Here is a 24,971-nt window from a genome sequence, read left to right as displayed (position 1 = left end):
CATCCGCCGTTCTCACGCACGGAGACCCTCATGACGCTGCTCCGCTCCACGCTCGCCGCGGCGCTGCCGGCCGCGCTGCTCGGCTTCACCGTCCTGCCGGCGCAGGCCGCCGACGTGATCGTCCAGAACGGCCGCTACGTGGTCGTCCAGCCGGCGCCGCCGCCGCCCGTGATCGTTCCCGCGCCGCCGCCCGTGGTGGTCGCCGGCCCCTATTACTACGGCGGCTACTGGGGGCCGCGCCCCGCCTATGTCCCGACGGCGGGCGTCAGCCGCACCGTGGTGGCGGGGCCGCACTGCACCTGGCGTACGACGCGCGTCTGGGTCGGCGGCCGCACCGTGATGCGCCGCGTCCGCGTCTGCTGAGACGACTGGACGTGATCAGTCCCTCACCCCGCACGACCAACATCAGGAGAAGACAGACGATGCGATCGATCCTCGCCGCCACCGGCTTCGCCGTGCTGCTCGCCGCCGGCGTGCACGCGCCCGCGCTCGCGCAGGACCAGGCCGTGCTGCGCGACGCCTGCAAGGCAGACTATCAGAAGCTCTGCCAGGGCATGCAACCGGGCGGCGGCCGCATCATCAAATGCCTGCAGGACCAGAGCGACAAGCTCTCGCCCGGCTGCAAGACGGCGCTGTCGGCGCGCAAGTGATCAGATCGGGCCGCAGCCCCCTTTCTCACCTCTCCCCTGCGGGGAGAGGTCGACGCGCAACGCGCGTGGGGTGAGGGGGGCCGAGATCTCCAAACGGCGCCGTAAACCCTTGTAACTCTGATTGTCGCGACTCGCGTAGTCTGCGGGCCGCGGTGACGGGCGGGAGCCCGGGAGCCCCTGGGCCAGGTCAGGCCGTGGGTGAGCATGGTGCCCCGCCCGTCGTTCCATCGAACCCGAACAGTCGCCGGGGCCGCATCGCGCGAAGCCCGCTTAGGCAAGGACGGGTGGCCATGGACATCACCGCGGTTGGTATCGACGTATCGAAGGATCGGCTGGACGTCGCCGTGCTTCCCGGCGAGGAGACGTTCGCGATCGAGAACAGTGCCGTCGGGCTGCAGGAGCTGATGGCCCGGCTCGTCGCGCTGGCGCCGCAGGTCGTCGCCCTGGAGGCGACCGGCGGGTTCGAGACCCTCGCGGCGGCGACGCTGGCAGCCGCCGCGCTGCCGGTCGTGGTGGTCAATCCGGTCCAGGTCCGCGCTTTCGCCAAGGCGGTCGGCCAGCGCGCCAAGACCGATCCGATCGATGCCCGCGTGATCGCGCACTTCGCCGCGGCCGTGAAGCCCGAGCCGCGCTCGCTACCCGACCAGGCGACGCGGTTGCTCGCCGATCTGATGGCGCGCCGCCGCCAGATCGTCGAGATGATCGGCGCCGAGCGCCAACGCGAGCGCCGGGTGACGGTCCCNGGGTGACGGTCCCGCGCCTGCGCAAGAGCATCGTCCGCCTGCTCAAGGCGCTCGAAAAGGAGCTGGCCAGCTTGGACGCCGACATCGACGACGCTGTCCGCGGCTCCCCGGTGTGGCGCGCCAAGGAGAACCTGCTCGCCTCGGTCCCAGGCGTCGGGCCGATCATCGCCCGCACCTTGCTGGCCGAGCTGCCCGAGCTCGGGCAGCTCGGCCGTCGGGAGGTCGCGGCCCTCGCCGGCCTCGCGCCCTTCACCCGCCAGTCCGGCCAATGGCGCGGCCGAAGCTTCATCGGGGGAGGCCGGACCGTCGTGCGCAGCGTGCTCTTCGTCGGCGCCATGGTCGCCGTCCGCCACAACCCAGTCCTCAAGCTCTTCTTCACCAGGCTCGTCAGTGCCGGCAAGCCGAAGATGGTCGCCTTGATCGCCGTCGCTCGGAAGCTACTGACAATCCTCAACGCCATGCTCAGGGACAATCGACCATGGCAAAACGCTTGACAGCCAAGACAGTCGCTCACCCGACTCGACGCTGCGCGTCGAGCCACCCTCTCCCCGCGCGCGGGGAGAGGGATAATCGGCGCTGTGCCTCGGATATCCGGTCTCAGGGGCATCAGTCCTGCGCCTTCGCGAAGACGTAGCCGGCGCCCCGCACCGTGATGACGCGGCGCGGCTGCTTGACGTCGTCCTCGATCGCCGCGCGGATGCGCGAGACGTGCACGTCGATCGAGCGGTCGAACGCCTCCAGGCGCTCGTGCTTGACGAGGTCCATGATCGCCTCGCGCGACATCACCCGGCCGGCATGGCGGGCGAGCACCAGCAGGAGCTCGAACTGATAGCTGGTCAGCGGCCGTGCCTCGCCGTCGAGCCGCACCTCGCGGGCGCCGAGGTCGATCTCCAGCCGGCCGAACCGCATCACCTCGGCGACCGGCTCCCCGCCCTTGGACCGGCGCAGCACCGCCTTGAGGCGGGCGAGCAGCTCGCGCGGCTCGAACGGTTTCGGCAGATAATCGTCGGCGCCGATCTCCAGCCCGATGACCCGGTCCATCGCATCGCCGCGTGCCGTCAGCATCAGGATCGGCGTGCGGGCGCGCGTCCGGATGGTGCGGCAGACGTCGAGCCCGTCCATGTCGGGCAGCATCAGGTCGAGCACCAGCGCGTCGAAGCCCTGGCGGTCGTGCAGCGTGATGCCGGCGCCACCGGTGGGCGCCACCGTCACGTCGAAGCCGGCGGCGCCGAGATAGCTCTTCACCATCTCGGCGAGACGGGCATCGTCCTCGATCAGCAGGATGCGGTCGGTCATGAAGGACGTCGCGGAACAGAGAGGCAGCGGGACACGAAGGCGTGCAGTCTATCGCAGTTTCAGCGGCGCGCGCCCCGACCTCCGCTCATGCCCGCGCAGGCGAGGGCTTCGCAGACGTCGTCATTCCGGGGCGCGCCGAAGGCGCGAACCCGGAATCCAGCGGCAAGCTCGGCATTCTGGGCTGGATTCCGGGTTCGGCGCTGTGCGCCGCCCCGGAATGACGGACCGGGCAAAACGGCGGTGAGCGTCGCCGTCCGGGGTGGTGGACGGCGACGCTCGGCCGTGGGGGCGGAGACTGGGGACTAGCCGCGCCACCCGCGGAAGAAGCCGGCCGGCGGCATGCGCTCGTCGAGCTTGCGCCGCTGCTCGGGGGTCAGCACCTCGGCGGCGTCGCCGAGCGCCTGGGCGATGCGCTTCGACGCCTGGTCGGCGAGCGCGATGTTCTCGGCGCGCAGCTTCTCGATGGCGGCGCGGTCGATCGTCTGGGCGGTGAGGAGATCGTGCGCCTGGCTGCGCGCGGTGCGGAGCTTCTCGCGCATCGGCAGCACGTCCTTGAGGGCCGACTTCACGATGGCGCGCAGCTTGTCCTGCTGCTCCGTGGTGGCGTCGAGTTCGACTGCGAGGTGGCGCACCATGCGGTCGGCGCGCTGCTCGGCCTGGGCCGGATCGAAGGCGCGGCCGAACGGGCCCCCGAAGCCGTGCGGGCCGAAGCCGCCGGCGAAGCCCGGGCCGCCGTGCCCGAACGGGCCGCCGAAGCCCATGCCCTGGCCGAGCGAGCCGGTGGCCGACAGGCCGACGCCGACGAGACCCGCGGCGAGCGCCGCGACGACGGCGTAGGAGGCGATGCGGCGCCCGCGCTTGCGGGTCGGGACCGGCGTCGGGAGCGGGGCCTGCGGGGCGGAGGTGGTATCGGACATGGAGGTCTCCTCTGGGGTCGCGACGATCGTCCGGCCTTCGCCGCGGCGCTCGTCCGTGAAGATGTCGGCGCGACCGCTCGTGTCGATCGGCCATGGCGACACTGTCGGGGACGGCGGTTTCGCGGGCTTCTCCGCCCGGTAAAGTTATGTAAAGCCGAGCGGCCGGCGGCGACCCGCGGCTGCGCCGGTCAGCACGCCCGGGGCCGCCATGGACAGCCGGGCGCCGGGGTTGTATCGAGCGGGCACTCTTCGCGAACATTCGTCGAACGGATCGGCCGGACCGCATGACCGACGTCGCCTTGCGCCCCTCTCCCGAGCCTGCCGGGCTCGCCACCGCGGTGGCGGGCGCGCTGGGCCGGCGCGCGCTCGTGCTGGTCGGGATGATGGGGGCGGGCAAGTCCTCGGTCGGCCGTCGGCTCGCCGCCCGCATGGGCCTGCCCTTCGTCGACGCCGACAACGAGATCGAGGCCGCTGCCGGCATGTCGATCCCGGACATCTTCGAGGCGCATGGCGAGGACTATTTCCGCGCCGGCGAGGCGCGGGTGATCGGCCGGCTGCTCGCCGACGGGCCGCGCGTCATCGCCACCGGGGGCGGCGCCTTCATGAACCCCGGCACCCGCGCCCTGATCGCCGAGCGCGGCGTGTCGGTGTGGCTCGACGCCGAGATCGACGTGCTGCTGCGCCGCATCCGCCGGCGCTCCGACCGGCCGTTGATGAAGACCGCCGATCCCGAGGCGACGCTGGCCCGGCTGATCGCGGAGCGCTATCCGGTCTATGCCGAGGCGACCCTGACGGTGCAGTCGCGCGACGTGCCGCACGACGTCATCGTCGACGAGATCGTCGCCGCGCTCGCCGGCCATCTCGGCGTCGCGCGGCCGGTGCCTGTGGCCGCGCCGTCGGAGGGGCCGCAGGCGGTCGTGAACGACGGACAGCACGTCCAAAAAGGATCCGCGCCATGAATGCTCCGACCCGCCCCGGCGAGCCGATCGTGGTCGACGTCGCGCTCGGCGAGCGCGCCTACGACATCGTCATCGGCCGCGGCCTCGTGGCGACGCTCGGGCCCCGCCTCGCCGCCCTCAAGCCCGGCGCCAAGGCGGCCATCGTCTGCGACGTGACGGTCGCGGCCCTGCACCTCGCCGCGATCGAGGCGGCGCTCGCCGCCGCAGGGATCGCCTCGACGCGCGTCATCGTCGCGGCCGGCGAGGGCTCGAAGAGCTTCGCCACGCTGGAGCGCGTCTGCGACGAACTGCTGGCCGCCAAGATCGAGCGCGGCGATCTCGTCGTCGCGCTCGGCGGCGGCGTCGTCGGCGACCTGTCGGGCTTCGCCGCGGCGGTGACGCGGCGCGGGCTCGACTATGTCCAGGTGCCGACCACGCTGCTCGCCCAGGTCGATTCCTCGGTCGGCGGCAAGACCGCGATCAACTCGCGGCTCGGCAAGAACCTGGTCGGCGCCTTCCATCAGCCCATCCTGGTGCTGGCCGACACGAGCCTGCTCGACACGCTGCCGCCGCGCGAGTTCCGCGCCGGCTATGCCGAGGTCGCGAAATACGGGCTTCTCGGCGACGCCGGCTTCTTCGCCTGGCTGGAGGCGAACGCCCGCGACGTGTTCGCCGGCGGCCCGGCCCGCGAGCACGCCATCGCCACCTGCTGCCGGATGAAGGCCGCGATCGTCGCCCGCGACGAGCGCGAGACCGGCGACCGCGCGCTGCTCAATCTCGGCCACACCTTCGGGCACGCCTTCGAGGCGGCGGCGGGGTTCTCGGCCAAGCTCCTGCACGGCGAGGCCGTGTCGCTCGGCATGGTGCTGGCGTTCCGCTACTCGGCCCGCATCGGCCTGCTGCCGAAGACCGAGGCCGAGCGGGTGGAACAGCACCTCGCCGATGTCGGCCTGCCGACCCGGGTGAAGGATGTGCCGTTCCGCTGGCCCGACGCCGACCGGATGATGGATCTGATGGCGCAGGACAAGAAGGTCTCGCGCGGCCGCATGACCTTCATCCTGGCGCGCGGCATCGGCGAGGCCTTCGTGACCCGCGACGTCGATCCGAACGACATCCGCGCCTTCGTGGCGTCGCAGCTCGCGTGAGAGTGGCCGGCGCGAGCGCGCTCCGGTTCCCTCGCCCCGCGTGCGGGGAGGGGTGAGCCGCGGATGTCGCGACCCTACGAGACCCCGCCATGGACGCTTCCGACTGGCTGATCCTCGCCGCCCTGGTCGTCTGCCTCGTCGCCTCGTCCTTCTTCTCGGGGAGCGAGACGGCGCTGACCGCCTCGTCGCGCGCCACGATGGCGCGGCTCGCCCGCGACGGCGACCGCCGCGCCGGGCTGGTGAACAGCCTGCTCGATGCGCGCGAGCGGCTGCTCGGCGCGCTGCTGATCGGCAACAACGTCGTCAACATCGGCGCCTCGTCGATGGCGACCGGCCTGCTGCTCGCCTGGTTCGGCGAGGTCGGCGTCGTCTACGCGACCGTGATCATGACCGTGCTGGTGGTGGTGTTCTGCGAGGTGCTGCCGAAGACCGCGGCGTTCGACAATCCTGACCGCATCGCCCTACTGGTCGCCCGCCCAATGGCGGCGCTGGTCCGGCTGTTCGGCCCGGTGATCGGCGCCGTCAACGCGGTGGTGCGCTGGCTGCTGGCGCGCGCCGGCATCGTCATCGGCGAGAGCGCGCCGATCCTCTCGGCCCACGAGGAGCTGCGCGGCGCCGTCGACCTGTTCCACCGCGAGGGCGGCGTCGAGAAGATCGACCGCGACATGCTCGGCGGCCTCCTCGACCTGCGCGAGCTGACCGTCGCCGACGTGATGATCCACCGCACCGACGTGATCATGGCGAACGCCGCCGACCCGCCCGAGAAGATCGTCGAGGCGGTGCTGTCGGGGCCGAAGACCCGGGTGCCGCTGTGGCAGGGGACGCCGGAGAACATCGTCGGCGTGCTGCACGTGAAGGACGTGCTGCGGGCCCTGCACGGCAGCGACGGCGACTTCTCCAAGATCGACGTGATGGCGCTCGCGCGGCCGGCCTGGTTCGTGCCGGAAATCCGGCCGCTCTCCGAGCAGCTCAAGGCGTTCCGGCGGCGTCGGACCCACTTCGCGCTGGTCGTCGACGAGTACGGCGAGATGATGGGCCTCGTCACGCTGGAGGACATTCTGGAGGAGATCGTCGGCGACATCTCGGACGAGCACGACGTCGATCTGGCCGGCGTGCGGACCCAGCCGGACGGTTCGGTGACGGTCGACGGCGGCGTGCCGATCCGCGATCTCAACCGAGTGATGGAGTGGAGCCTGCCCGACGCCGACGCGACGACCATCGCCGGCCTCGTGATCCACGAAGCGCGCTCGATCCCGGAGCCGGGCCAGAGCTTCACGTTCCACGGCTTCCGCTTCCAGGTGCTGCGCCGCCAGCGCAACCGCATCACCTCGCTGCGCATCACCCCGCTGACGCGCCGCAAGAACGCGCTCGTCGTCCGGGCCGGGTGAGGCGGGGCGCGCGGGATGCCGTCCCTTTCACCTCTCCCCGCCGTGCAGGGAGAGGTCGACATTCGCGCGTCAGCGCGGATGTCGGGTGAGGTGGCGTCGCCGCGAGTCTGAGCTTTCGAGTCTGAGCTTTCCGGAGGCGCCCCCTCATCCGACTCGCCGCTGTGCGGCGAGCCACCTTCTCCCCGCGCGCGGGGAGAAGGAATAAGGGGCGCCGTGCCGGGTCGAATTTACGCCCCCTCCCCGGGCGCGGCCGCCTCGATGGCGAGCGCGTGGACGCCGCCTTCGATCTCGGCGGCGAGCGCCTGGTTGATGGCGCGGTGGCGGTCGAGCCGGCTCTTGCCGCGGAACGCCTCCGCGACGATGCGCACGCGAAAATGCGTCTGGCCGCCCGGCCGGGCGCCGGCATGCCCCTCGTGGCGGTGGGACTCGTCGATGACCTCGAGGCGCGACGGCGCGAACGCGGCCGAGAGCTTTTCCGTCATGATGTCGCGAACCAGCATGGCGCTTCCTATGTTAGAACCATCCCGTCAGGCTCGGAGCCGACGCGGCGTTCCGTGCAAGCCTGTCTCGTGCCCGCATGGCGCGTCCTACCGGATCGCGGACATGCGTGTCTCTTACATGCAAGTCGTGGTGCAGCGTCGGCGAGCATATCACCCGCCCCCTGTCAATTCTTGCGGGGGTGCGGGCGACGTCCATAATGGTCCGTGATGAAGTTCGACTCACCCCTGTTCGACCGCATTCGCGTCAAGCCCGAGCGCGACCGCAGGCCTGCCGAAGGCCCGGCCTGCGAGTGGCCGGGCTGCACCTGCGTGGCGACGCACCGCGCCCCGAAGGGCCGGACGCAGGCGCGGGAGTACTGGCGGTTCTGCCTCGATCATGTGCGCGAGTACAACCAGAACTACAACTTCTTCGCCGGCATGAGCGACTCCGCCGTCGCCGAGTACCAGAAGGACGCCGTCACCGGGCATCGTCCGACCTGGAAGCTCGGGCTCGGCGGCAATGCGCGCACCCGCCGCTTCCGCTCCGACCAGGTGTTCGACGCCGACCCGACCGACCCGTTCGATCTGTTCGGCGAGCTCGGCGGCCATCACGCCGACCCGACCAAGGCGAAGGCCGAGCAGGAGCGCCGCAGCGTGCGCAACGCCGAGCGCAAGGCGCTGCACACGCTGGGCCTCGAGCCGGGCGTGGTGCGCGCCGAAATCAAGAGCCGCTTCAAGGAATTGGTGAAACGCCACCACCCCGACGCCAATGGCGGCGACCGCGGCTCGGAGGACAAGCTCCGGGAAATCCTCGAGGCCTACAATTATCTCAAGTCGACCGGGCTGGTGTGACGGCCGGAGCGCGGCGGATGGCGGCGCGAACGCCGCCCGGATGCGACCCGTCAACGCCATGCCCATATGAAGGCCATGCCCATACGAGGATCTGCGTCCCGTTCCCGGCAGATCGCGCCCGAGACCGCTTCCGCGCCACGCGGGCGGTCTGCTAAAGAAAAAGGCGGTCTCGACAGGCCGCCGACGCCGTATGCCCCACCCCCGCGGGGCCAGGAGGAGCAATGACTGCCGCAACAGAAGCCGTGGCCGGGCTGCCCGACATGAAGGTGTCGGTCCGGCAGCTCTTCGGGATCGATTCCGACATGGAGGTTCCGGCCTTCTCGGAGCCCGACGAGCACGTGCCCGACACCGACCCGGACTATCGCTTCGACCGTCCGACCACGCTCGCCATCCTGGCCGGCTTCGCGCGCAACCGCCGCGTCATGGTCACGGGCTATCACGGCACCGGCAAGTCGACCCATATCGAGCAGGTCGCCGCGCGGCTGAACTGGCCGTGCGTGCGCGTCAATCTCGACAGCCACATCAGCCGCATCGACCTGATCGGCAAGGACGCCATCGTGATCCACGAGGGCCAGCAGATCACCGAGTTCCGCGACGGCATCCTGCCGTGGGCGCTGCAGCACAACGTCGCGCTGTGCTTCGACGAGTACGACGCCGGCCGCCCCGACGTGATGTTCGTGATCCAGCGCGTGCTCGAGGTGTCGGGCCGCCTCACGCTGCTCGACCAGAACAAGGTGATCAAGCCGCACCCGGCGTTCCGCCTGTTCGCCACGGCGAACACCATCGGGCTCGGCGACACCTCGGGCCTCTATCACGGCACCCAGCAGATCAACCAGGGCCAGATGGACCGCTGGTCGATCGTCACCACGCTGAACTACCTGCCGCACGACAACGAGGTGGAGATCGTGCTCGCCAAGGCGAAGCACTATCGCAACACCCAGGGGCGCGACATCGTCGGCAAGATGGTGCGGGTCGCCGATCTCACCCGCAACGCCTTCATGAACGGCGACCTGTCGACCGTGATGAGCCCGCGCACGGTCATCACCTGGGCCGAGAACGCCGACATCTTCAAGGACATCGGCTTCGCCTTCCGGGTCACGTTCCTGAACAAGTGCGACGAGCTGGAGCGGCCGCTGGTCGCCGAGTTCTATCAGCGCTGCTTCGGCCAGGAGCTGCCGGAGTCGTCCGTCAACGTCGCGCTGAGCTGAGGCGCCGTCGCGTCGTCCTGATCCGCGTGTCCCCGCGAAAGCGGGGACCCAGGGGCGACACGACGAGGCGCCCTGGATGCCTGCCTGTGCGGGCATGAGCGGAGTGTGGGGCAAGAACGGCAAGCGATATGGCGTCGAACACCAGCAAAGGCAAAGGCGGCAAGGAAGCTCCGAACGAGCCGTTCAAGCGGGCCGTCGGCGTCTGCCTGAAGGCCATCGCGCGAAAGCCGGACCTCGAGGTGCAGTTCGCCGCCGACCGGCCGGGCGCCGCCGGCAACAAGGCGCGGCTGCCGGAGCCGCCGCGCAAGTTCTCGGCCGGCGACGCCGCGATCGTGCGCGGCCACGCCGACGCGATCGCGCTGCGCATGGCCTGTCACGACCACGCCGTGCATCGCAAGCTCCTGCCCGGCGGCCAGCAGGCGCGCGCCGTGTTCGAGGCGGTCGAGCAGGCGCGCGTCGAGGCGATCGGGGCGAAGCGCATGCTCGGCGTCGCCCGCAATCTCGGTGCCATGCTGGACGATCGCTATCACCGCGGCCGCTACGAGGAGATCACCGACCGGGCCGACGCGCCGCTGGAAGATGCGCTCGCCATGATCGTGCGCGAGCGGCTCACCGGCGCGGCGCCGCCCGCGGCCGCGCGCAAGATCGTCGAGCTGTGGCGGCCGCTGATCGAGCAGAAGGCGGGCCCGGATCTCGACAAACTCGGCCGCTTCCTCGAGGACCAGCGGGGCTTCGGCGACGTCGTCCACGATCTCCTCGACTCCCTCGACATGGGCGACGACCGCGGTCGCGCCGACGAGGAGGAGGACTCCGACCAGAGCAAGGACGACGGCCAGCAGGACGACCAGGGCCAGGACGGCGAGACCTCCGAGAGCGAGGACATGGAGCGCTCGACCGTCGAGGAGGCCGACGCCTCCGCCGACGAGCTGCCGGAGAGCTCGACCGAGGCGCTCGATGCGCCTTCCGCCGAGATGCCGGAGGATTCCGAGAGCGGCAATCCGGAGACCGCGGCCGAGCCATGGAAGATGCGCGAGCGGCGCAACGAGCCGCGCGGCCCCGCCTACAAGCCCTATGTCAGCAAGTTCGACGAGGTGTTGGGCGCCGAGGATCTGTGCGAGCCGGAGGAGCTCGAGCGGCTGCGCGGCTATCTCGACAAGCAGCTCGCCCATCTGCAGGGCGTCGTCGCCCGCCTCGCCAACCGGCTGCAGCGCCGCCTGATGGCGCAGCAGAACCGCTCCTGGGACTTCGACCTGGAGGAGGGCATCCTCGATCCGGCCCGGCTCACCCGCGTGGTCATCGATCCGCTGCATCCGCTCTCGTTCAAGTGGGAGAAGGACACGGATTTCCGCGACACGGTCGTCACGCTGCTGATCGACAATTCCGGATCCATGCGCGGGCGCCCGATCACCGTGGCCGCGACCTGCGCCGACATTCTCGCCCGCACGCTGGAGCGCTGCGGCGTCAAGGTCGAGATCCTCGGCTTCACGACGCGGGCCTGGAAGGGCGGCCAGTCGCGCGAGGCGTGGCTCGCCGCCGGCAAGCCGGCCAATCCGGGCCGCCTCAACGATCTGCGCCACATCGTCTACAAGGCGGCCGACGCGCCGTGGCGGCGGGCGCGCAGGAATCTCGGCCTGATGATGCGCGAGGGGCTCCTGAAGGAGAACATCGACGGCGAGGCGCTCGACTGGGCGCACAAGCGCCTGCTGGCGCGGACCGAGCAGCGCAAGATCCTGATGATGATCTCGGACGGCGCACCGGTCGACGACTCCACCCTGTCGGTCAACTCCGGCAACTATCTGGAGCGCCATCTGCGCCACATCATCGAGGAGATCGAGCAGCGCTCGCCGGTCGAGCTGATCGCCATCGGCATCGGCCACGACGTGACGCGCTACTATCGCCGCGCCGTCACCATCGTCGACGCCGAGGAGCTCGGCGGCGTGATGACCGACAAGCTCGCCGAGCTGTTCGACGAGCAGGCGATGTCGCGCGAGCGCAAGCAGCGCACCCGCCGCCGGTACGACGCGTGACCGGCCACGGCCGGACCCGGATCGCCGCCGCCGGCATCGGCCTCGCGGCGCTTGTGGTCGCGGCCGCGATCGCGTTCTCGGCCCCGCACGGGCGTGCCCAGCCCGTCGCTGCGACGCCGCAGCGGGGCACAACCGCGACCGCCATCGCCCCCGTCCAGCACGAGGCGATCGAGGTCGAGGCGCGGCCGCTCGCCACCTTCGAGATCGGCAAGCCGAACCAGGTGCGCTTCGGCCGCCTGCAGTTTCGCGGCGGCGTCGAGCTGACCTCGCGCAGCAAGTCGTTCGGCGGCATCTCCGGCCTCGTGATGCTCGACGACGCGCGCTTTCTCGCCGTCACCGACAAGGCCGCATGGCTGACCGGCCGCATCGTCTATCAGGGCCAGCGGCCGGTCGGCCTCGCCGACGCCGTGATGAGCCCGATCATGGGGCCGGACGGCCGCACCCTGGCCGAGCGCGGCTGGTACGACACCGAGTCCGTCACGGCCGACCGCGGCATCGCCTATGTCGGCATCGAGCGCGTCAACCGCATCGTACGGTTCGAGTTCGGCAAGCTCGGCATGACGGCGCCCGCGAAGGTCGTGCCGTGGCCGGCGGGCCTCGCGGGCCTGCCGAACAATCGCGGCGTCGAGGCGCTCGTCGCGGTGCCGCGCGGAACGCCCGTCTCGCCGCTCGCCGGCGCCCTGATCGTGATCACCGAGCGGGCGCTCGATCCGGCCGGCAACGTCAAGGCGGCATTGCTCGGCGGCCCGCGCCCCGGCCTGTTCACGGTCGCCCGCCACGACGGCTTCGACATCAGCGACGCCGCGCTGCTGCCCGACGGCGATCTCCTGCTGCTGGAGCGCCGCTTCACCTGGACGACCGGCGTCGCGATGCGGCTGCGCCGCATCCCGATCGCGACGATCGCGCCCGGCGCCGTGGTCGACGGGCCGGCGCTGATCACGGCCGACATGGGCTTCCAGATCGACAACATGGAGGCGCTCGGCGTCCATGTCGGCGACGGCGGCGAGACCGTGCTGACGCTGATGTCGGACGACAACTTCTCCTTCCTCCAACGCACCGTGCTGCTGCAGTTCACGCTGCTGGACGAGTGAGCCCGTCGTCGCTCGCGACGTCGGAGACGTGGAGCGCGAAGCCGTGCGCTCCCGCCATGCCGATCTCCGGACGCAGCTCGCAGGTCGGGATCAGATAATCACCGCCGTTCTGCCGGCGGAACCGGATCGGCGGTGTGGTGGCGATCGTCCGCATCCGCTCGCGCAAGCCCGCGGCGGCGGCGTCGAATCCGGCGGCGTCGAGCCGGTCGGCCCGATGCACCACGTAGGCCGGGAGCACGTCGTAGCCGGGGTAGAACAGGATCCCGTGGTTGATCGGGAACAGGAGGTCGTCGATCGGCCCGTTCACGCCGCGCGGCGAATAATGCTCCTGCCAGCCGCCCGTGGTGGTGATCACCATGGCGCGCCGGCCGGCGAACACGCCCTCGCCGTAACGGTCGCCCCAGCGCGCCTCGCTGTGCTCGCCGACCCCGTAGGCGAACCCGTAGGCGAACACCCGGTCGACCCAGCCTTTCAGGATCGCCGGCATGGTGAACCACCACAGCGGAAACTGCAGGATCAGGACGTCGGCCCACAGGAGCTTGTCCTGCTCGGCCACCACGTCGGCCGTGAGCCCCCGCGCGGCGAAGCCAGCCTTCGAGGCGCCCGGCACCTTCAGGCGGCCCTCCGGCGCGAGCTGCGGGAAGTCGTCGCGATCGACCTCGGCCTTGAAGCGCATGGCGTAGAGGTCCGACACCTGCACGGCGTGGCCGGCAGCGGTCAGCTCGGCGACGGCAACGTCGCGCAGCGCCGCACTGAGCGACCGGGGTTCGGGATGGGCGAAGACGATCAGGACGTTCATGGAGGGCTCCAGGCGACGGACGACATGCCATCCGACCTAGCGCCACCGAGAACGATCCGGTAGCTGTTCGGAATGGATATGATCGTGCCGAAAAATGGATAGATCGGACGTCACGCTGGAGCGGATGCGGACCTTCGTCCGGGTCGCGGAGCGGGGCAGCCTGTCGGCGGTGGCCCGTGAGCTGGGAATCGGCCAGTCGACGGTCACGCGCCACCTGCGGGAGCTCGAGGCGGCAGTCGGCGTTTCCCTGCTCGGCCGCACCACCCGGCGGGTCACGATGACGGACGAGGGCACGCGCTATTACGCGACCTGCGTCCAGATCCTGCGCCTCGTGGACCAGGCCGGCGAGGAGGCGCGCGGAACCCGCAGCGCGCCGACCGGCACGGTCCGCGTCTCTTGCACGGCGGCGCTCGGTGTCCTGCACGTCACCCGACTGCTCCTGGCGTTCCAGGACCGCTATCCGGACATCGGCATCGATCTCGGACTCACCGACGAGCGGGTCGACCTGGTGCGCGACGGCGTCGATGTCGCGGTGCGGCTGGGCCCGCTCGGCGACACCGCCATGACGCTGCGCCGGCTCGGCGCGAGCCGGCGCGTGCTGGTCGCCTCGCCCGCCTATCTGGCGGCGCGCGGCACGCCGACCGAGCCGCGCGACCTGCTCGGGCACGAGGGCCTCCGGATGACCAACGTGGCCGGCAGCGACACGCTGCTGCTCGACGGCCCCGACGGCGCGCGCCACGCCGTGCCGTTCGGCGGGCGGCTGCGGGTCGATCACGGGCTGGCGGCGCGCGAGGCGCTGATCGCCGGGCGCGGCATCGCGCCGGCGCATCGCTGGCTGGTCGACGATCTCGTCGCCGCGGGCCGACTGATGGTCGTCATGCCGGAGTACAGCCTGCCGACCACGCCGCTGAGCCTGCTGGTGGTTCCGGAGCGGGCCGGGATCACCCGCGTGCGGCTGCTGGTCGACGTCCTGGCCGCCGAGATCGCCGGCCTGCCGGGGATCGATCCGCCGGGCGGGGCGGCACCGGCCGCGCGGACGTGATCACGACGCCGAGGCGGGCAGCCCGAACACCCGGTCGAACAGCGCCGTGAAGCCGAACGTGTAGGCGGTGAAGAACGCGATCAGGCCGAGGTCGTAGACGAACGCCTCCCACAGGCCGACATCCAGTTGCCAGGCGATCAGCGGCACGAGCATCAGCACCAGCCCCGCCTCGTAGAGGGTCGCATGGACGACGCGGCGCGCCAGCGAGCGGCCGCGCACCCGGCGCGACGCCTCCCAGCGCTCGAAGGCGAGGTTGAACACATAGGCCCAGCTCACCGCGATCACCGACGACGCCACCGCGATCACGCCGGTGTCGACGGCCGGCTGGCCGGAGACGGCCGACAGGGCCACCGTCACGACGACGAGCGCGATGAGCTCGTAGAGCGTCACGTAGACGATGCGGCGGATCGTCGGGTTCTGCATGCGCGACAGCGGCATCGGACGACGGCGAAGCGGACCGGGAGAGATCGGCGGGGGCGGACGCGGGACAGAGGCGGCGGACCGCGGACACGAAAAAAGCGCCGGGGAACCGGCGCCTTTTCCGAATCGAACCGAGCGAAGCGATCGCTGCGGTCAGGCCGCCTCGGCCTCGGTCTCGCCGTCGTCGTCCGCCTCGGCCTCGCCCTTGGCGGCAGCGCCGCGCTTCGGGCCCTTGGCGAGCGACGCCTCGATCTCCTTCACGGCCTCCGTGTCGGTGATCCGCTGCACGGCCGAGATCTCGCGCGCCAGCCGGTCGAGGGCGGCCTCGTAGAGCTGCCGCTCGCTGTAGGACTGCTCGGGCTGGCTCTCCGACCGGTAGAGGTCGCGCACCACCTCGGCGATGGCGACGATGTTGCCGGAATTGATCTTGGCCTCGTACTCCTGGGCGCGGCGCGACCACATGGTGCGCTTCACCCGGGCCCGCCCCTTGAGCGTCTCGAGGGCGCGCTTGACGATCGGCGGCTCGGCGAGCTTGCGCATGCCGACCGCGGTGATCTTCGCGGTGGGGACCCGCAGCGTCATCTTGTCCTTGACGAAGTTGATGACGAACAGCTCGAGCTTGTGGCCGGCGACCTCCTGCTCCTCGATCGCCGTGATCTGGCCCACGCCGTGGGCCGGATACACGATGAACTCGTTCGTCTTGAAGCCTTGACGCTGGGTCGTCTTCTTGTTGGACATTCCGGGAACTGCTCCTTCAACCTCCGGCGGCTTGCCGGGGTCCTCCACCCGAGGGCGGGGGGATGGTTTGGCCGAAGCCTTGGGGGTCGCCTTGACGGCGGCCTTGACCTCCGTCGCGACGGGGGTCGTCGATTCGAGGCTTTTGGTCTCGAGGGTCGTCGTCTTGGTGTCTGCCGCCTTGGTGCCTGTCGCCCTGGTCTCTGCCGCCTGCTCCGTCGTCGGTCCGACGTCGGGCTTGCGGATCGGCTTGGCCGGCTTGGTCGCAGGCTTCTCGGCCCGCACCGCCGATGGGTTGGCCGCGCTGCCGCGGCGGACGTGATCACGCGTCGTCTTGGTCGTCCGCCGACGGGCCGGCGCGGAGGCCTTGCCGGGCGGCTTGGCGGCGATCTTCGCGGCGGCCTTCTCGGCCGGAGCCTTCGTGGCCGTGGATTTCGCAGCCGAAGGCTTCACGGCCGGCGATTTCGCCGCGGACGGCTTCGCCGTCGGAGACTTGGAAATCGGAGACTTGGAGATCGAAGACTTGGAGATCGAAGACTTGGAGATCGGCGCCTTCGCGGTCGAGGCCTTGGAGGTCGCGGTCTTCGAGGTCGCCGGCTTGGCGGACGGGGCCTTGGACGAAAGCGCCTTCGAGACCCGCGCCTTGGACGCCGTCCGGGACGCAGGCTTCACGACGGCCTTCTTCAACTTCGACTTGTGCCGAGTTTTTGCTGCCACTGTGATCGCGTGCCTTCTCGCGGAAAGACACGCCTCCGTATGACGGTTCCCAAGGAACGCCCCGAAAAAATATGCTCCCGGGAGGGAGCGCTCGGAGCCGTGATCTCATGTGTGATGCTTATATATCACATTCATTGCAAAAAACAAAGCCGTACGGTGCGGCATTCGGCCATCACCGTACCCAATGAACATTAAATTTTAGATATTTGGAGGCAACGCAGGCAAAACGCCCGCACCGCGCGAGGGCCGCGCCGCGACGCCGGCCCCCGAGATCGGTTCTCGCGCCGTCAGTCGCCGGAGCCGGGATTCGGCGAGAAGAGCTTGAGCTTGTCCGGCTTTCCGTCCCACTCCTTGTGGTCCGGCGGCGGATCGCGCTTCACCGTGACGTTCGGCCACGTCTTGGCGTACTCGGCGTTGAGGCCGAGCCACTGCTCGAGGCCCGGCTCGGTGTCCGGCTTGATCGCCTCGGCCGGGCATTCCGGCTCGCAGACGCCGCAATCGATGCACTCGTCCGGGTGGATGACGAGCATGTTCTCGCCTTCGTAGAAGCAGTCCACCGGACACACTTCGACGCAGTCCATGTACTTGCACTTAATGCAGTTTTCAGTAACCGTGTAGGTCATCTTCGACTCCGGCCGACAGGGCCCAGTTTTGCCTGTGCCTAGCGCATCGGCACCGCACGCGCAAGCGAACGGGTCTGTCGCGCGACGAAAAAGCGAGCCGGCCGGCCCAGCGGTTCGCCGCAACGCCGGAGCACCCGCCGGCCGGACGAAACGACCGGGGATCGCCGCCTCCGACCCGCCGGTTCGTTAACCGCAGGCCGAGAAAAGTTCGCGCTCCGGGCCGGGCGGACGTCATCCGTCAGGCCCGCAGGCCGGGCCGCACCGTCCGCACCCGTCATCGTCAGTCGTCGTCGCCCTGGAGCCGGTCGAGGGCGCGGCGGTCGCGCTTGGTCGGCCGTCCGGTCCCGGTGTCGCGCGATCCCGTCGCGGCGGACCCGGGCGGCGTCTCCGGCCGGACCGTCTCGTCGCGGACGAGCGCCTGCGCGTCGGTCGCCGAGCCGCGCCGCTCGGCGAAGCCGGTGACGACCAGCACCCGGACCTGGCGGTCGAGCGCCACCGTCACCACGTCCCCCCGCTTCACCGGGCGGCTCGCCGCGTCGATGCGCACCCCGTTGATCCGGACATGGCCGGCAGCCGCGAGCGCGGCCGCGGCACTGCGGGTGCGGACCACCCGGGCGTGCCACAGCCACTTGTCGATGCGCTGGCGGTCGCCGTCGACCACGTGGGCGATGCTCTCCGCCGGTCAGTGCTTCTCTTTGGCGCTGGCCTCGAGCTGCGCCTTGAGGGCGGCGAGCTTGGCGAACGGGGAGTTTGGATCCGGCTCCTTGTTGCTCCGGTCCGCCCGCTCGTCGCGGCTCTGATAGGTGCGCGGCGGCGGGCTGGCCCTCGGGACGGCGGCCGGGTGCGCCGCGATGATGGCGCTTCGGTCCGCCGCGCCGCTCCTCGTGGGGGCGGCCGGGGCGCCAGATCTCGATGAACTGCGGCTCCGCCGGCGTGGCCGCGGCCGCCGGCTCGGCCGTCGCCTCGCCCGCGGTGTCGGCCACCGACTCGGCCACCGGCTGTTCGCCGCCGTCGGACGATTCGGCAGATGCGTCCGCGGCGCCGGCGGTCGATTCGGACTTGGGAGCGCCGGCCTCCGCGGCGTCCGCCTCGGGCGCAGCCGCAACAACGGCGTCCGGCTCCGGCTCGGGCGCGAGCGACACCGGCTCCGCCTCGGTGACGGGTTCGGACGAGACCGGCTCGGCCGTGACCGGCTCGGAGTCCGGGGCGACCGGCGCGTCGGACGCGACCGTCTCGACGACCGGCTCGGCCTCGGCGGCAGCCGCCTCGGCCGGGGCGTCGTCCCCCCCGACGGCGTCGACAGACGCCTCGGTCGCGCTTTCGGCAGCAGCGCCCTCGGCCGTCGCCTCTGCGACGCTCTCGGGTGCCTTGGCCTCCGCCGGGGCCTCCGGCGGCTTGGGCCGCCGCTCGACCCGATAGCCGAGCGCCTTGAGGATCGAGGCGAGGTCCTCGCCGGACGAGCCGGTGAGCGACGTCATCGCCTGGGTGACCAGGAAGCCGCTGCCGTCGAAGGCGCCGGCCGGCTTTTCGCCGGGGGCGTTCGGCCGCCAGGCGAGCGCCGGGCGGACCAGGTCGGCGAGTCGCTCCAGAATGTCGACCCGGACGGCGCGCTCGCCGCACACCCGATAGCCGATGGTGCGGTAGAGGGTGCGCGGCACCGCCTTGTCGACCGCGAAGGAGGTGCGGCCCGAGGCGGCGAGGCGCTGCAGGTCGTCGAGCCCGGTGGTGTCGACGTCGCCGTGCTTGAGCGCCCACAATTCGGCGGCGAGCGCCCGCGGCGCGGGCTTGAGCAGCGCCGGGACATAGACGTGATAGGCGCCGAAGCGCACGCCGTGCTTGCGCAGCGTCGCCCGCTGGGCCTGGTCGAGCCCCTTCAGCTCCTCGGCGATCTTGAAGCGCTCCAGCACGCCGAGCGCCTCGACGAGCTGGAACGCGATGCCGCGGGCGATGCCGGTGACGTCCTCGGCGGCACCGAGGACGAACAGCGGCGCCAGGATCCGCTCGACATGGGTGCGGGTCCAGAGATCCAGCCGGGTCTGGACGTGCTCCAGGGCGGCACCGCTCAGATGCTCGTCGGCGAGGATCTTCACCCGCGGACGCAGAATGTTGTCGCCGGCCAGAAGCTTCGCGACCGGCTCGCCCATCCAGCGGATCAGCCCGTTGGAGGCCAGCACGAACTGGCTGTCGGGCGCGTGGGCGAGGCGCCCGGCGCGGGCGTCGATCTCGCCGGCCAGCGCCTTCTGGGCGGCGGCGGACAGCGCCTTGCTGTCGGTGCTGCCGGTGGTCGCCTCCGGTGCGAAGCGGAAGCCGTCGAGCCGGCCGATCACGTGCCCCTCGACGACGACCTCGCCCGTCTTGGTGATCTCTGTTTCCAACATCGCATTCTCTCGCAGACGCCGCATCAGAACGCTGGTGCGGCGGTCGATGAATCGTTCGGCCAGGCGCTCGTGCAAGGCATCCGAGAGCTTGTCCTCGATGGCACGGGTGACGCCCTGCCAGTGCTCGGGATCGCCGAGCCAGTCCGGACGGTTGGCGACGAAGGTCCAGGTCCGGATGTGCGCAATTCGCGTAGACAGGGTATCGATACCGCCCTCGGTGTGATCCGCAAGGGCGACCTGTCGCGAAAACCAGTCGGTGGGGATCGTACCCTCGCGCGCCAGGAATCCAAAGAGGGTGACGACCATCTCGGCGTGCGCGGCGGGCGAGATCTTCCGATAGTCGGGCACCTGGCAGGTGTCCCACAGGCGCGCGATGTCGGCCGGCCGACGCGCGAGGTCGCGCACGGCGTCGTCCCGCATCGCGTGCTCGAGCACCAGGATGTCCTCGGCGACGGGCGCCCGGGTCAGCCCCGGCAATGTCGGGGTGACGGCGAGCGAGGCCGACAGCGCGCCGAGCGACGCGAAGTCGAGATCGGTGTTGCGCCACTGCAGGACCTTCACCGAATCGAAGGCGTGGCTCTCCAGCGCCTGGACGAGCTCCTGCTCGAACGGCGGGCAGCGCCCCGTGGTGCCGAAGGTGCCGTCGCGGGTCGCGCGGCCGGCGCGGCCGGCGATCTGGCCGAGCTCGCCCGGATTGAGCTTGCGGTACTGGTAGCCGTCGAACTTGCGATCCGACGCGAAGGCGACGTGGTCGACGTCGAGGTTGAGGCCCATGCCGATCGCGTCGGTGGCGACCAGGTAGTCGACGTCGCCGGACTGGTAGAGCGCGACCTGGGCGTTTCGGGTGCGCGGCGAGAGCGCGCCCAGCACCACCGCGGCGCCGCCGCGCTGGCGGCGGATCAGCTCGGCGATGGCGTAGACCTCCTCGGCCGAGAAGGCGACGATGGCGGTGCGGCGCGGCAGCCGCGACAGCTTCTTCTCCCCCGCGAAGGCGAGCTGCGAGAGGCGCGGGCGCGAGATTACGTTGGCGCCGGGCAGCAGCTTCTCGACCATGCCCCGCATGGTCGCGGCGCCGAGCACCAGGGTCTCCTCGCGGCCGCGCCGGTTGAGGATGCGGTCGGTGAAGACGTGGCCACGGTCGAGGTCGGAGCCGAGCTGGACCTCGTCGACCGCCACGAAGGCGACGTCGAGATCGCGCGGCATCGCCTCGACGGTCGACACCCAGTAGCGCGGATGGGCCGGCTTGATCTTCTCCTCGCCGGTGACGAGGGCGACGGCGTCGGGACCGACCCGGTCGACGATCTTGTTGTAGACCTCCCGCGCCAGGAGGCGCAGCGGCAGGCCGATCAGCCCGGACGAATGGCCGAGCATCCGCTCGATGGCGAGATGCGTCTTGCCCGTGTTGGTCGGTCCGAGCACGGCGGTGACGCCGGCGCCGCGGGCCCGGCTGTCGCGGACGGAAGGGGACGAGAAACTGATGGGCATCGGTTGTTCTGGACCGGAGCGCCGCGGTCAGGCCGGCGCGCGGCACGAGGAGGGGCGAGCCGGGTCGCGAGCGACGGCGCGCGGCGAAACCTCTCGGGAAAGTCTCCGAGACCGCATGTCTGGAGACGTCGGGTAGCTGGACGTCATGTCCGGGTCCGTTCCTGTCCGGGCGGCGCTGTACCGGACGGCGCGTCTCGCCCGCCGCGACCGCGCGGGCCTGCCGGTGCCCCGTTGGAATCCGCGTCCGTTCCCACGGGAGGCGTGCACCGGCGGCTCTCTCTTAGCCGCTTTCGCCCGCGCACCCAAGCCTCGCCTCGCCTCCCGCGACGTGTTTCCGGAGCAAAGGTGGGGGCCCTGTCCCGGAATGCGACGGTTTCGCGGGACGCCGGCCGTTCCCGTTAAGCCCTTGGAACGACTCTCGAACGAATCGCGCCCGAATCGCTGACTCGGCCCGAGTCGAGATTCGTTCTCCTCCACATCTCGGTTTCACCGCCGCCGGAGATCCAGATGAGGTAGGAGCCCGGTCGCGGCCGGACCGCATCCGCGCTGCTCCGGTTAACGTCCCGGCACCGCCGTGCAACGATCAGGGAATGCGCGCGCTGGTGGGGGTCGGCCGGGTCGCGCCCGAGGTCGCGACGAACTGGGTCGCCTCCAGCACGCCGAGGCCGAACGGCGTCGGGATGATGATCTTGTAGGGGACCACGACACGGGTGCCGGCGAGCGGCGCCAGCCAGATCTCCATGTCGCGCTGGCGCGCCAGGTAGACGATGGCGGGCCGGTCCGGGATGTAGCCGGCGATCGGCGTGAAGGTGACGGTGCAGACCGCCACCGGCCCGGAATAGCCGCGCTCGGCCTTGACGGTCTCGAAGCGCTTGAAGGCGAGCTGCAGGTCGAAGCGCATGCGGCCGTCGAAGATCGGCAGCGTGCGGGCGCAGGCCTCGGTTCCGATCTGCTGGCCGGCGCCGGCGACCGTCATCAGGGCGGCGCTCATCGGATCGGTGACGCCGCGCCGGTGGGCGTCGGTGACGGGCAGCCGCTCCGGCTGCGGCGGCGACGGCGGCTCGACCGAGACGTCCTTGACGGTGCCGTTCTGCAGGACGATACGCAGCTCCTCGGACTTCTTGTCCGAGGTCAGGCTCGACGCATAGGTGGATGGTAGCAAATTGCCGCGGCGGACATGGCCGCGCGAGGCGCTCGAGCCCTGGCCGCTGGCGAACAGACGGACGATGCCGGCCGTGGTGCCGCTCGCGGCCGCCGTGTACTGGTCGTCGGCGATGTCGATGACCCAGGCGCCGCGGCCGATCGGGATTCCGGAGAGGGTCGCCGTGTAGCGGGCGTCGAGCTTGCCCTGCGCCGACGCCGGCGCCACGGCACCGAGACCGGCGAACGCAACCAAGGCGCACAGAAGCGGGCGGGTGGCGAAACGGCCGGACGACACGGGGGTGCGGATCCTCGCGGGGGCGCTGTGGCGATGGTCGGCGACCGGCCCTGTGTCGGGTTCGAATACGTCGTTTCTATGATGTTTCGGCAGGGCGGATCGGCCCGCCGCGGCCGCGTTTCCGGCGCTCCGCGTGCTTGACGCTGCGGCTCCCCCTCTCTATACGTCCGCGATCCCGGAACGAGCTTCGGCTCGCGTCCCGGCCTTGCGCGCGCGCAGGGTCGCCGAATTTACAGACATCATCGAGGTTTCCATGTCGCGACGGTGCGAACTGACCGGGAAGGGGGCGCTCGTCGGCCACACGGTCAGCCACTCCAACATCAAGACGAAGCGGCGCTTCCTGCCGAACCTGGTCAACGTGACGCTGCAGTCCGACGCGCTCGGCCGCGGCGTGCGGCTGCGCATCTCGGCGAACGCGCTCAAGAGCGTCGATCACCGGGGCGGCCTCGACGCGTTCCTGCTCAAGGCCCGCGACACCGAGCTGTCGCCGCGCGCCCTGCTGCTCAAGCGGCAGGTGAGCAAGAAGGCCGTGGCCGCGAAGGCCGAGGCTTCGGCCGCGGGCTGACACGGCGCCGGCCGGCGCGCAGGCGCCGGACACCGCTCACGTCGAATTCGAAACGCCCCGCGCGGACCCTCCGCCGGGGCGCTTTCGCGTTCAGGGGGCGCGGGAGTTTGCCGGCGTCCGGAACCGTAGTCCGGAACTGTAGGGTGGGCTGGCTGCGCCGCTCAGGCGCGGCTTGCCCACGCGGTCGATCGACTCGGCACTGGGTCCGAGCAGGATCACGTCGCCGGCCGTGAGCACCGTCCCTCCACCCGCAGAGCCCACTCTCGATTCGCGACCTATTCACCAAACGCTCCCTCGATTGTGACTAGATCGCCGCCCCAGTCGGAAGGCAGCAGGCCACGCGCAACGTAATGATGGAAGCTGCTGTGGGGCCAATCACGCACCGCCGATACGCAGCCGTGCTTGACCGGATTGTAGTGAATGTAATCGACATGCCGCGCGAGATCGGCATCGTCGCGAATGACGTGCTCCCAGTGTCGACGCTGCCAGATGCCCTTGTCACGTTTGGCCACTTGGCCGGGTGACCGCAACCCGGCCGGTGCGAGGTCGCGCGAGAAGCCGGCCTTGATCACGGACCAGCGAGTGGCGAAATCGCCGTCACCGGGTGGAAGCGTCCATATGGCGTGGAGGTGATCCGGCAGCACGCAGATTGCGACCGTCTCGAAAGGGCGACGCGCTCGTGCGTCGGCGTAAGACCGACGGAATCGATCAATCTCACGCACCAGCAGATCGTCGCTGCGGTCCGTGAGAACGAGGGTGAAAAAGAACGTGCCGCCTTCGACACGGGCGCGACGGTAACGTGACATCAGAGGACCCACACACGCCGGACGGCGTGGGCATCGCCGCACCTTCGGCGCGCCGACGCCCACCCTACGCCCACGACGGCACGCCGCTGCGCGACCGTTGTCCCGGGAGGGAGCGACGCGCGCCTCACCGCGCCTGCGGCGCGCCGACGTCGCGTGTCTGAACCGACGATCGGCGGCCGCGGCCTACCCGCGCGGCGGCGCCGCGACGGTGGCGGGGCGCGGGCAGAGCGTGCGGTCGTCCGGCCCGGCGTCGAGCGACAGCGAAAGCGTGGTGCCGCCGGTGCGCGGGATGCGACGGGCCAGCCGGGTCTTCTCGACCTTGACGGGCGCCATCTCGACGACGACGCCGCGACCGACGCCTTCGCCGCGCGTGTCCGCCCCGTCGGTGGCGGCGGCGCGGTCGGCACGATCCCGGCGCGTGCCGTTGCGGCGGGGATCGAGCCTGCGGAACCACTCGCGCGACTTCAGGCCCCAGCGCCACAGCGGCACCACCGACATCGGCATCACCAGGAACCAATGCTCCAGGATGGCGAGCGACATCAGGGTGACGACGAAGGTGAGGCCGGCGGCCTGGTGCGGATCCGTCACCGCGAGCTCGGAAGCCTGCACGGCCAGCACGGCGGCGATCACGGTCGAGGCCGTCACAGTGAACGGGAACAGCCAGTTCATCGGCCGCTTGCGGAAGTAGCCCTTCATGTAGGCGAGATGGTCGGGCAGGAACTCCTCGGTGAGGTTGGGCACGCCGAGGAAAATGTTGAGCTTGGTCGACAGCCGCATCAGCCAGAGGATCATGAAGGTCCAGGTTCCGACCTGGTTGGGCTCGCCCCAGCTCGCCCAGCAGACCAGCACGGCCGACACGACGATCCCGAGCTCGTGATAGAGGATCGCCTCCACGGCGTGGACGAAGTGCCGCCAGCCCTTGCAGTCGGGCGGGCACGGCGTGGTGCGCGGGCCCGTCACGTAGCCCATCAGGAACGTGATCTCGTTGAACCCCCAGACGATCAGGCCGCACGTGAAGGTGCAGTAGGCGCCGAACACCGTCATGTCGTGGCTCGACGCGGCGATCCCCCACAGCGCGAGGCCGTACAGCACCGCGGCGGCCGCGATGCTGTACGGGAACGTCTTCCGCGGCAGCCCGTCCAGGAACATGATCACGCCCGTGCTGAACCACCACACGAACAGCGTGTACAGGATCGGAATGCCGTAATGGACCACGCGGGCGGATCCTT

General features: G+C 70.7%; 25 protein-coding genes and 1 pseudogene. 15 read left to right on the top strand and 11 right to left on the bottom strand.

Annotated elements, in window-relative coordinates; genetic code table 11:
• Positions 1 to 30: 30 nt before the first annotated feature.
• From CCR97_RS10375 to CCR97_RS31630, 4 genes and pseudogenes are all read left to right on the top strand, one after another.
• Positions 31 to 363: a hypothetical protein gene (locus tag CCR97_RS10375; RefSeq protein ID WP_111360632.1), complete on the top strand. Its 333-nt coding sequence runs from the start codon at positions 31 to 33 to the stop codon at positions 361 to 363.
• A gap of 59 nt (positions 364 to 422) precedes the next feature.
• Positions 423 to 650 (top strand): cysteine rich repeat-containing protein, encoded by a 228-nt coding sequence (locus tag CCR97_RS10370; RefSeq protein ID WP_111360631.1) that lies wholly within the window; start codon positions 423 to 425, stop codon positions 648 to 650.
• A gap of 290 nt (positions 651 to 940) precedes the next feature.
• Positions 941 to 1,392, top strand: a pseudogene (locus CCR97_RS31635) (IS110 family transposase); the annotation flags it as partial.
• Position 1,393: 1 nt separating this feature from the next.
• A partial coding sequence (locus CCR97_RS31630; protein ID WP_244670354.1) for a transposase occupies positions 1,394 to 1,887 on the top strand: 494 nt, incomplete at its 5' end.
• A 112-nt stretch (positions 1,888 to 1,999) separates the two neighbouring features.
• Here the strand turns inward: CCR97_RS31630 and CCR97_RS10360 are convergent.
• Positions 2,000 to 2,689, bottom strand: a complete 690-nt coding sequence (locus CCR97_RS10360) for a response regulator (protein WP_111360735.1) — start codon at positions 2,687 to 2,689, stop codon at positions 2,000 to 2,002.
• A gap of 41 nt (positions 2,690 to 2,730) precedes the next feature.
• Here CCR97_RS10360 and CCR97_RS10355 point away from each other — a divergent pair, with 41 nt between their 5' ends.
• Positions 2,731 to 2,910, top strand: a complete 180-nt coding sequence (locus CCR97_RS10355) for a hypothetical protein (protein WP_201159471.1) — start codon at positions 2,731 to 2,733, stop codon at positions 2,908 to 2,910.
• An 81-nt stretch (positions 2,911 to 2,991) separates the two neighbouring features.
• Here CCR97_RS10355 and CCR97_RS10350 read toward each other — a convergent pair whose 3' ends face one another.
• On the bottom strand, positions 2,992 to 3,606 hold the full coding sequence (locus CCR97_RS10350) for a Spy/CpxP family protein refolding chaperone (RefSeq protein ID WP_146618913.1): 615 nt from the start codon (positions 3,604 to 3,606) through the stop codon (positions 2,992 to 2,994).
• A gap of 284 nt (positions 3,607 to 3,890) precedes the next feature.
• Between CCR97_RS10350 and CCR97_RS10345 the strand changes: the two genes are divergently transcribed.
• From CCR97_RS10345 to CCR97_RS10335, 3 genes are all read left to right on the top strand, one after another.
• Positions 3,891 to 4,565, top strand: a complete 675-nt coding sequence (locus CCR97_RS10345) for a shikimate kinase (RefSeq protein WP_111359808.1) — start codon at positions 3,891 to 3,893, stop codon at positions 4,563 to 4,565.
• Complete coding sequence (gene aroB / locus CCR97_RS10340; protein WP_111359807.1) at positions 4,562 to 5,689, top strand: 3-dehydroquinate synthase; 1,128 nt, start codon at positions 4,562 to 4,564, stop codon at positions 5,687 to 5,689. The genes CCR97_RS10345 and aroB overlap by 4 nt, the downstream gene beginning before the upstream one ends.
• Before the next feature lie 89 nt (positions 5,690 to 5,778).
• The gene (locus CCR97_RS10335) at positions 5,779 to 7,077 is read left to right on the top strand and encodes an HlyC/CorC family transporter (protein ID WP_111359806.1); all 1,299 of its coding nucleotides are present in this window, start codon (positions 5,779 to 5,781) and stop codon (positions 7,075 to 7,077) included.
• Between the two features lie 227 nt (positions 7,078 to 7,304).
• Here the strand turns inward: CCR97_RS10335 and CCR97_RS10330 are convergent, their stop codons facing one another.
• Complete coding sequence (locus CCR97_RS10330; protein ID WP_201159470.1) at positions 7,305 to 7,577, bottom strand: BolA family protein; 273 nt, start codon at positions 7,575 to 7,577, stop codon at positions 7,305 to 7,307.
• A gap of 207 nt (positions 7,578 to 7,784) precedes the next feature.
• Between CCR97_RS10330 and CCR97_RS10325 the strand changes: the two genes are divergently transcribed.
• From CCR97_RS10325 to CCR97_RS10310, 4 genes are all read left to right on the top strand, one after another.
• Positions 7,785 to 8,408: a J domain-containing protein gene (locus CCR97_RS10325; protein ID WP_111358053.1), complete on the top strand. Its 624-nt coding sequence runs from the start codon at positions 7,785 to 7,787 to the stop codon at positions 8,406 to 8,408.
• A gap of 221 nt (positions 8,409 to 8,629) precedes the next feature.
• On the top strand, positions 8,630 to 9,616 hold the full coding sequence (gene cobS, locus CCR97_RS10320) for a cobaltochelatase subunit CobS (protein ID WP_111358054.1): 987 nt from the start codon (positions 8,630 to 8,632) through the stop codon (positions 9,614 to 9,616).
• Between the two features lie 128 nt (positions 9,617 to 9,744).
• Positions 9,745 to 11,643 carry a cobaltochelatase subunit CobT gene (cobT, locus tag CCR97_RS10315; protein ID WP_111358055.1) on the top strand — a complete coding sequence of 633 codons (1,899 nt, stop codon included), beginning with the start codon at positions 9,745 to 9,747 and terminating at the stop codon, positions 11,641 to 11,643.
• Positions 11,640 to 12,734 (top strand): esterase-like activity of phytase family protein, encoded by a 1,095-nt coding sequence (locus tag CCR97_RS10310; RefSeq protein ID WP_245428965.1) that lies wholly within the window; start codon positions 11,640 to 11,642, stop codon positions 12,732 to 12,734. Before cobT ends, CCR97_RS10310 begins: the two co-directional genes overlap by 4 nt.
• On the opposite strand, the gene CCR97_RS10305 is transcribed toward CCR97_RS10310, so the two are convergent.
• Positions 12,715 to 13,533, bottom strand: coding sequence for an NAD(P)H-dependent oxidoreductase (locus tag CCR97_RS10305; protein ID WP_111358056.1), 819 nt, complete (start codon positions 13,531 to 13,533; stop codon positions 12,715 to 12,717). The two genes, CCR97_RS10310 and CCR97_RS10305, sit on opposite strands and share 20 nt — an antisense overlap.
• 94 nt (positions 13,534 to 13,627) lie before the next feature.
• On the opposite strand from CCR97_RS10305, the gene CCR97_RS10300 reads away from it, so the two are divergent.
• Complete coding sequence (locus CCR97_RS10300; RefSeq protein WP_111358057.1) at positions 13,628 to 14,575, top strand: LysR family transcriptional regulator; 948 nt, start codon at positions 13,628 to 13,630, stop codon at positions 14,573 to 14,575.
• Here the strand turns inward: CCR97_RS10300 and CCR97_RS10295 are convergent, their stop codons facing one another.
• Both CCR97_RS10295 and CCR97_RS10290 read right to left on the bottom strand, forming a co-directional pair.
• Entirely contained in the window at positions 14,576 to 15,013 is a 438-nt protein-coding gene (locus tag CCR97_RS10295) for a PACE efflux transporter (RefSeq protein WP_201159469.1), read from the bottom strand.
• 135 nt (positions 15,014 to 15,148) lie between these two features.
• Positions 15,149 to 16,183: a CarD family transcriptional regulator gene (locus tag CCR97_RS10290; protein WP_111358058.1), complete on the bottom strand. Its 1,035-nt coding sequence runs from the start codon at positions 16,181 to 16,183 to the stop codon at positions 15,149 to 15,151.
• On the opposite strand from CCR97_RS10290, the gene CCR97_RS10285 reads away from it, so the two are divergent.
• Entirely contained in the window at positions 16,110 to 16,490 is a 381-nt protein-coding gene (locus CCR97_RS10285; protein WP_201159480.1) for a hypothetical protein, read from the top strand. The two genes, CCR97_RS10290 and CCR97_RS10285, sit on opposite strands and share 74 nt — an antisense overlap.
• A 244-nt stretch (positions 16,491 to 16,734) precedes the next feature.
• Here CCR97_RS10285 and fdxA read toward each other — a convergent pair whose 3' ends face one another.
• From fdxA to CCR97_RS10265, 3 genes are all read right to left on the bottom strand, one after another.
• Positions 16,735 to 17,070, bottom strand: a complete 336-nt coding sequence (fdxA, locus tag CCR97_RS10280; protein WP_111358060.1) for a ferredoxin FdxA — start codon at positions 17,068 to 17,070, stop codon at positions 16,735 to 16,737.
• A gap of 38 nt (positions 17,071 to 17,108) precedes the next feature.
• Complete coding sequence (locus tag CCR97_RS10270; RefSeq protein ID WP_476705561.1) at positions 17,109 to 20,933, bottom strand: helicase-related protein; 3,825 nt, start codon at positions 20,931 to 20,933, stop codon at positions 17,109 to 17,111.
• A gap of 583 nt (positions 20,934 to 21,516) precedes the next feature.
• Positions 21,517 to 22,371, bottom strand: coding sequence for a DUF3108 domain-containing protein (locus CCR97_RS10265; protein ID WP_111356731.1), 855 nt, complete (start codon positions 22,369 to 22,371; stop codon positions 21,517 to 21,519).
• A 253-nt stretch (positions 22,372 to 22,624) separates the two neighbouring features.
• Here CCR97_RS10265 and rpmB point away from each other — a divergent pair, with 253 nt between their 5' ends.
• On the top strand, positions 22,625 to 22,936 hold the full coding sequence (rpmB, locus tag CCR97_RS10260; protein ID WP_111356732.1) for a 50S ribosomal protein L28: 312 nt from the start codon (positions 22,625 to 22,627) through the stop codon (positions 22,934 to 22,936).
• Positions 22,937 to 23,211: 275 nt separating this feature from the next.
• Here the strand turns inward: rpmB and CCR97_RS10255 are convergent, their stop codons facing one another.
• Positions 23,212 to 23,742, bottom strand: coding sequence for an REP-associated tyrosine transposase (locus CCR97_RS10255; RefSeq protein WP_111356733.1), 531 nt, complete (start codon positions 23,740 to 23,742; stop codon positions 23,212 to 23,214).
• Positions 23,743 to 23,925: 183 nt separating this feature from the next.
• Positions 23,926 to 24,957 (bottom strand): putative photosynthetic complex assembly protein PuhE, encoded by a 1,032-nt coding sequence (gene puhE / locus CCR97_RS10250; RefSeq protein WP_111356734.1) that lies wholly within the window; start codon positions 24,955 to 24,957, stop codon positions 23,926 to 23,928.
• Positions 24,958 to 24,971 lie beyond the last annotated feature (14 nt).

It is taken from the genome of Rhodoplanes elegans, from assembly GCF_016653355.1.
Taxonomy (GTDB): Bacteria; Pseudomonadota; Alphaproteobacteria; order Rhizobiales; family Xanthobacteraceae; genus Rhodoplanes; species Rhodoplanes elegans.
The sequence above is the reverse complement of the archived record's forward strand: the minus strand, read 5'-3'. Positions and strand labels throughout refer to the sequence as shown.

Bases quoted from the DNA above. Each gene is read 5' to 3' on its own strand.
- CCR97_RS10305 (WP_111358056.1), bottom strand. From the start codon at position 13,533: ATGAACGTCCTGATCGTCTTCGCCCATCCCGAACCCCGGTCGCTCAGT.
- aroB (WP_111359807.1), top strand. From the start codon at position 4,562: ATGAATGCTCCGACCCGCCCCGGCGAGCCGATCGTGGTCGACGTCGCG.
- CCR97_RS10335 (WP_111359806.1), top strand. From the start codon at position 5,779: ATGGACGCTTCCGACTGGCTGATCCTCGCCGCCCTGGTCGTCTGCCTC.
- fdxA (WP_111358060.1), bottom strand. From the start codon at position 17,070: ATGACCTACACGGTTACTGAAAACTGCATTAAGTGCAAGTACATGGAC.
- CCR97_RS10375 (WP_111360632.1), top strand. From the start codon at position 31: ATGACGCTGCTCCGCTCCACGCTCGCCGCGGCGCTGCCGGCCGCGCTG.
- CCR97_RS10370 (WP_111360631.1), top strand. From the start codon at position 423: ATGCGATCGATCCTCGCCGCCACCGGCTTCGCCGTGCTGCTCGCCGCC.
- CCR97_RS10350 (WP_146618913.1), bottom strand. From the start codon at position 3,606: ATGTCCGATACCACCTCCGCCCCGCAGGCCCCGCTCCCGACGCCGGTC.
- CCR97_RS10360 (WP_111360735.1), bottom strand. From the start codon at position 2,689: ATGACCGACCGCATCCTGCTGATCGAGGACGATGCCCGTCTCGCCGAG.
- CCR97_RS10345 (WP_111359808.1), top strand. From the start codon at position 3,891: ATGACCGACGTCGCCTTGCGCCCCTCTCCCGAGCCTGCCGGGCTCGCC.
- cobT (WP_111358055.1), top strand. From the start codon at position 9,745: ATGGCGTCGAACACCAGCAAAGGCAAAGGCGGCAAGGAAGCTCCGAAC.
- CCR97_RS10255 (WP_111356733.1), bottom strand. From the start codon at position 23,742: ATGTCACGTTACCGTCGCGCCCGTGTCGAAGGCGGCACGTTCTTTTTC.
- cobS (WP_111358054.1), top strand. From the start codon at position 8,630: ATGACTGCCGCAACAGAAGCCGTGGCCGGGCTGCCCGACATGAAGGTG.
- CCR97_RS10270 (WP_476705561.1), bottom strand. From the start codon at position 20,933: ATGCCCATCAGTTTCTCGTCCCCTTCCGTCCGCGACAGCCGGGCCCGC.
- CCR97_RS10300 (WP_111358057.1), top strand. From the start codon at position 13,628: ATGGATAGATCGGACGTCACGCTGGAGCGGATGCGGACCTTCGTCCGG.
- CCR97_RS10295 (WP_201159469.1), bottom strand. From the start codon at position 15,013: ATGCCGCTGTCGCGCATGCAGAACCCGACGATCCGCCGCATCGTCTAC.
- CCR97_RS10325 (WP_111358053.1), top strand. From the start codon at position 7,785: ATGAAGTTCGACTCACCCCTGTTCGACCGCATTCGCGTCAAGCCCGAG.
- CCR97_RS10330 (WP_201159470.1), bottom strand. From the start codon at position 7,577: ATGCTGGTTCGCGACATCATGACGGAAAAGCTCTCGGCCGCGTTCGCG.
- rpmB (WP_111356732.1), top strand. From the start codon at position 22,625: ATGTCGCGACGGTGCGAACTGACCGGGAAGGGGGCGCTCGTCGGCCAC.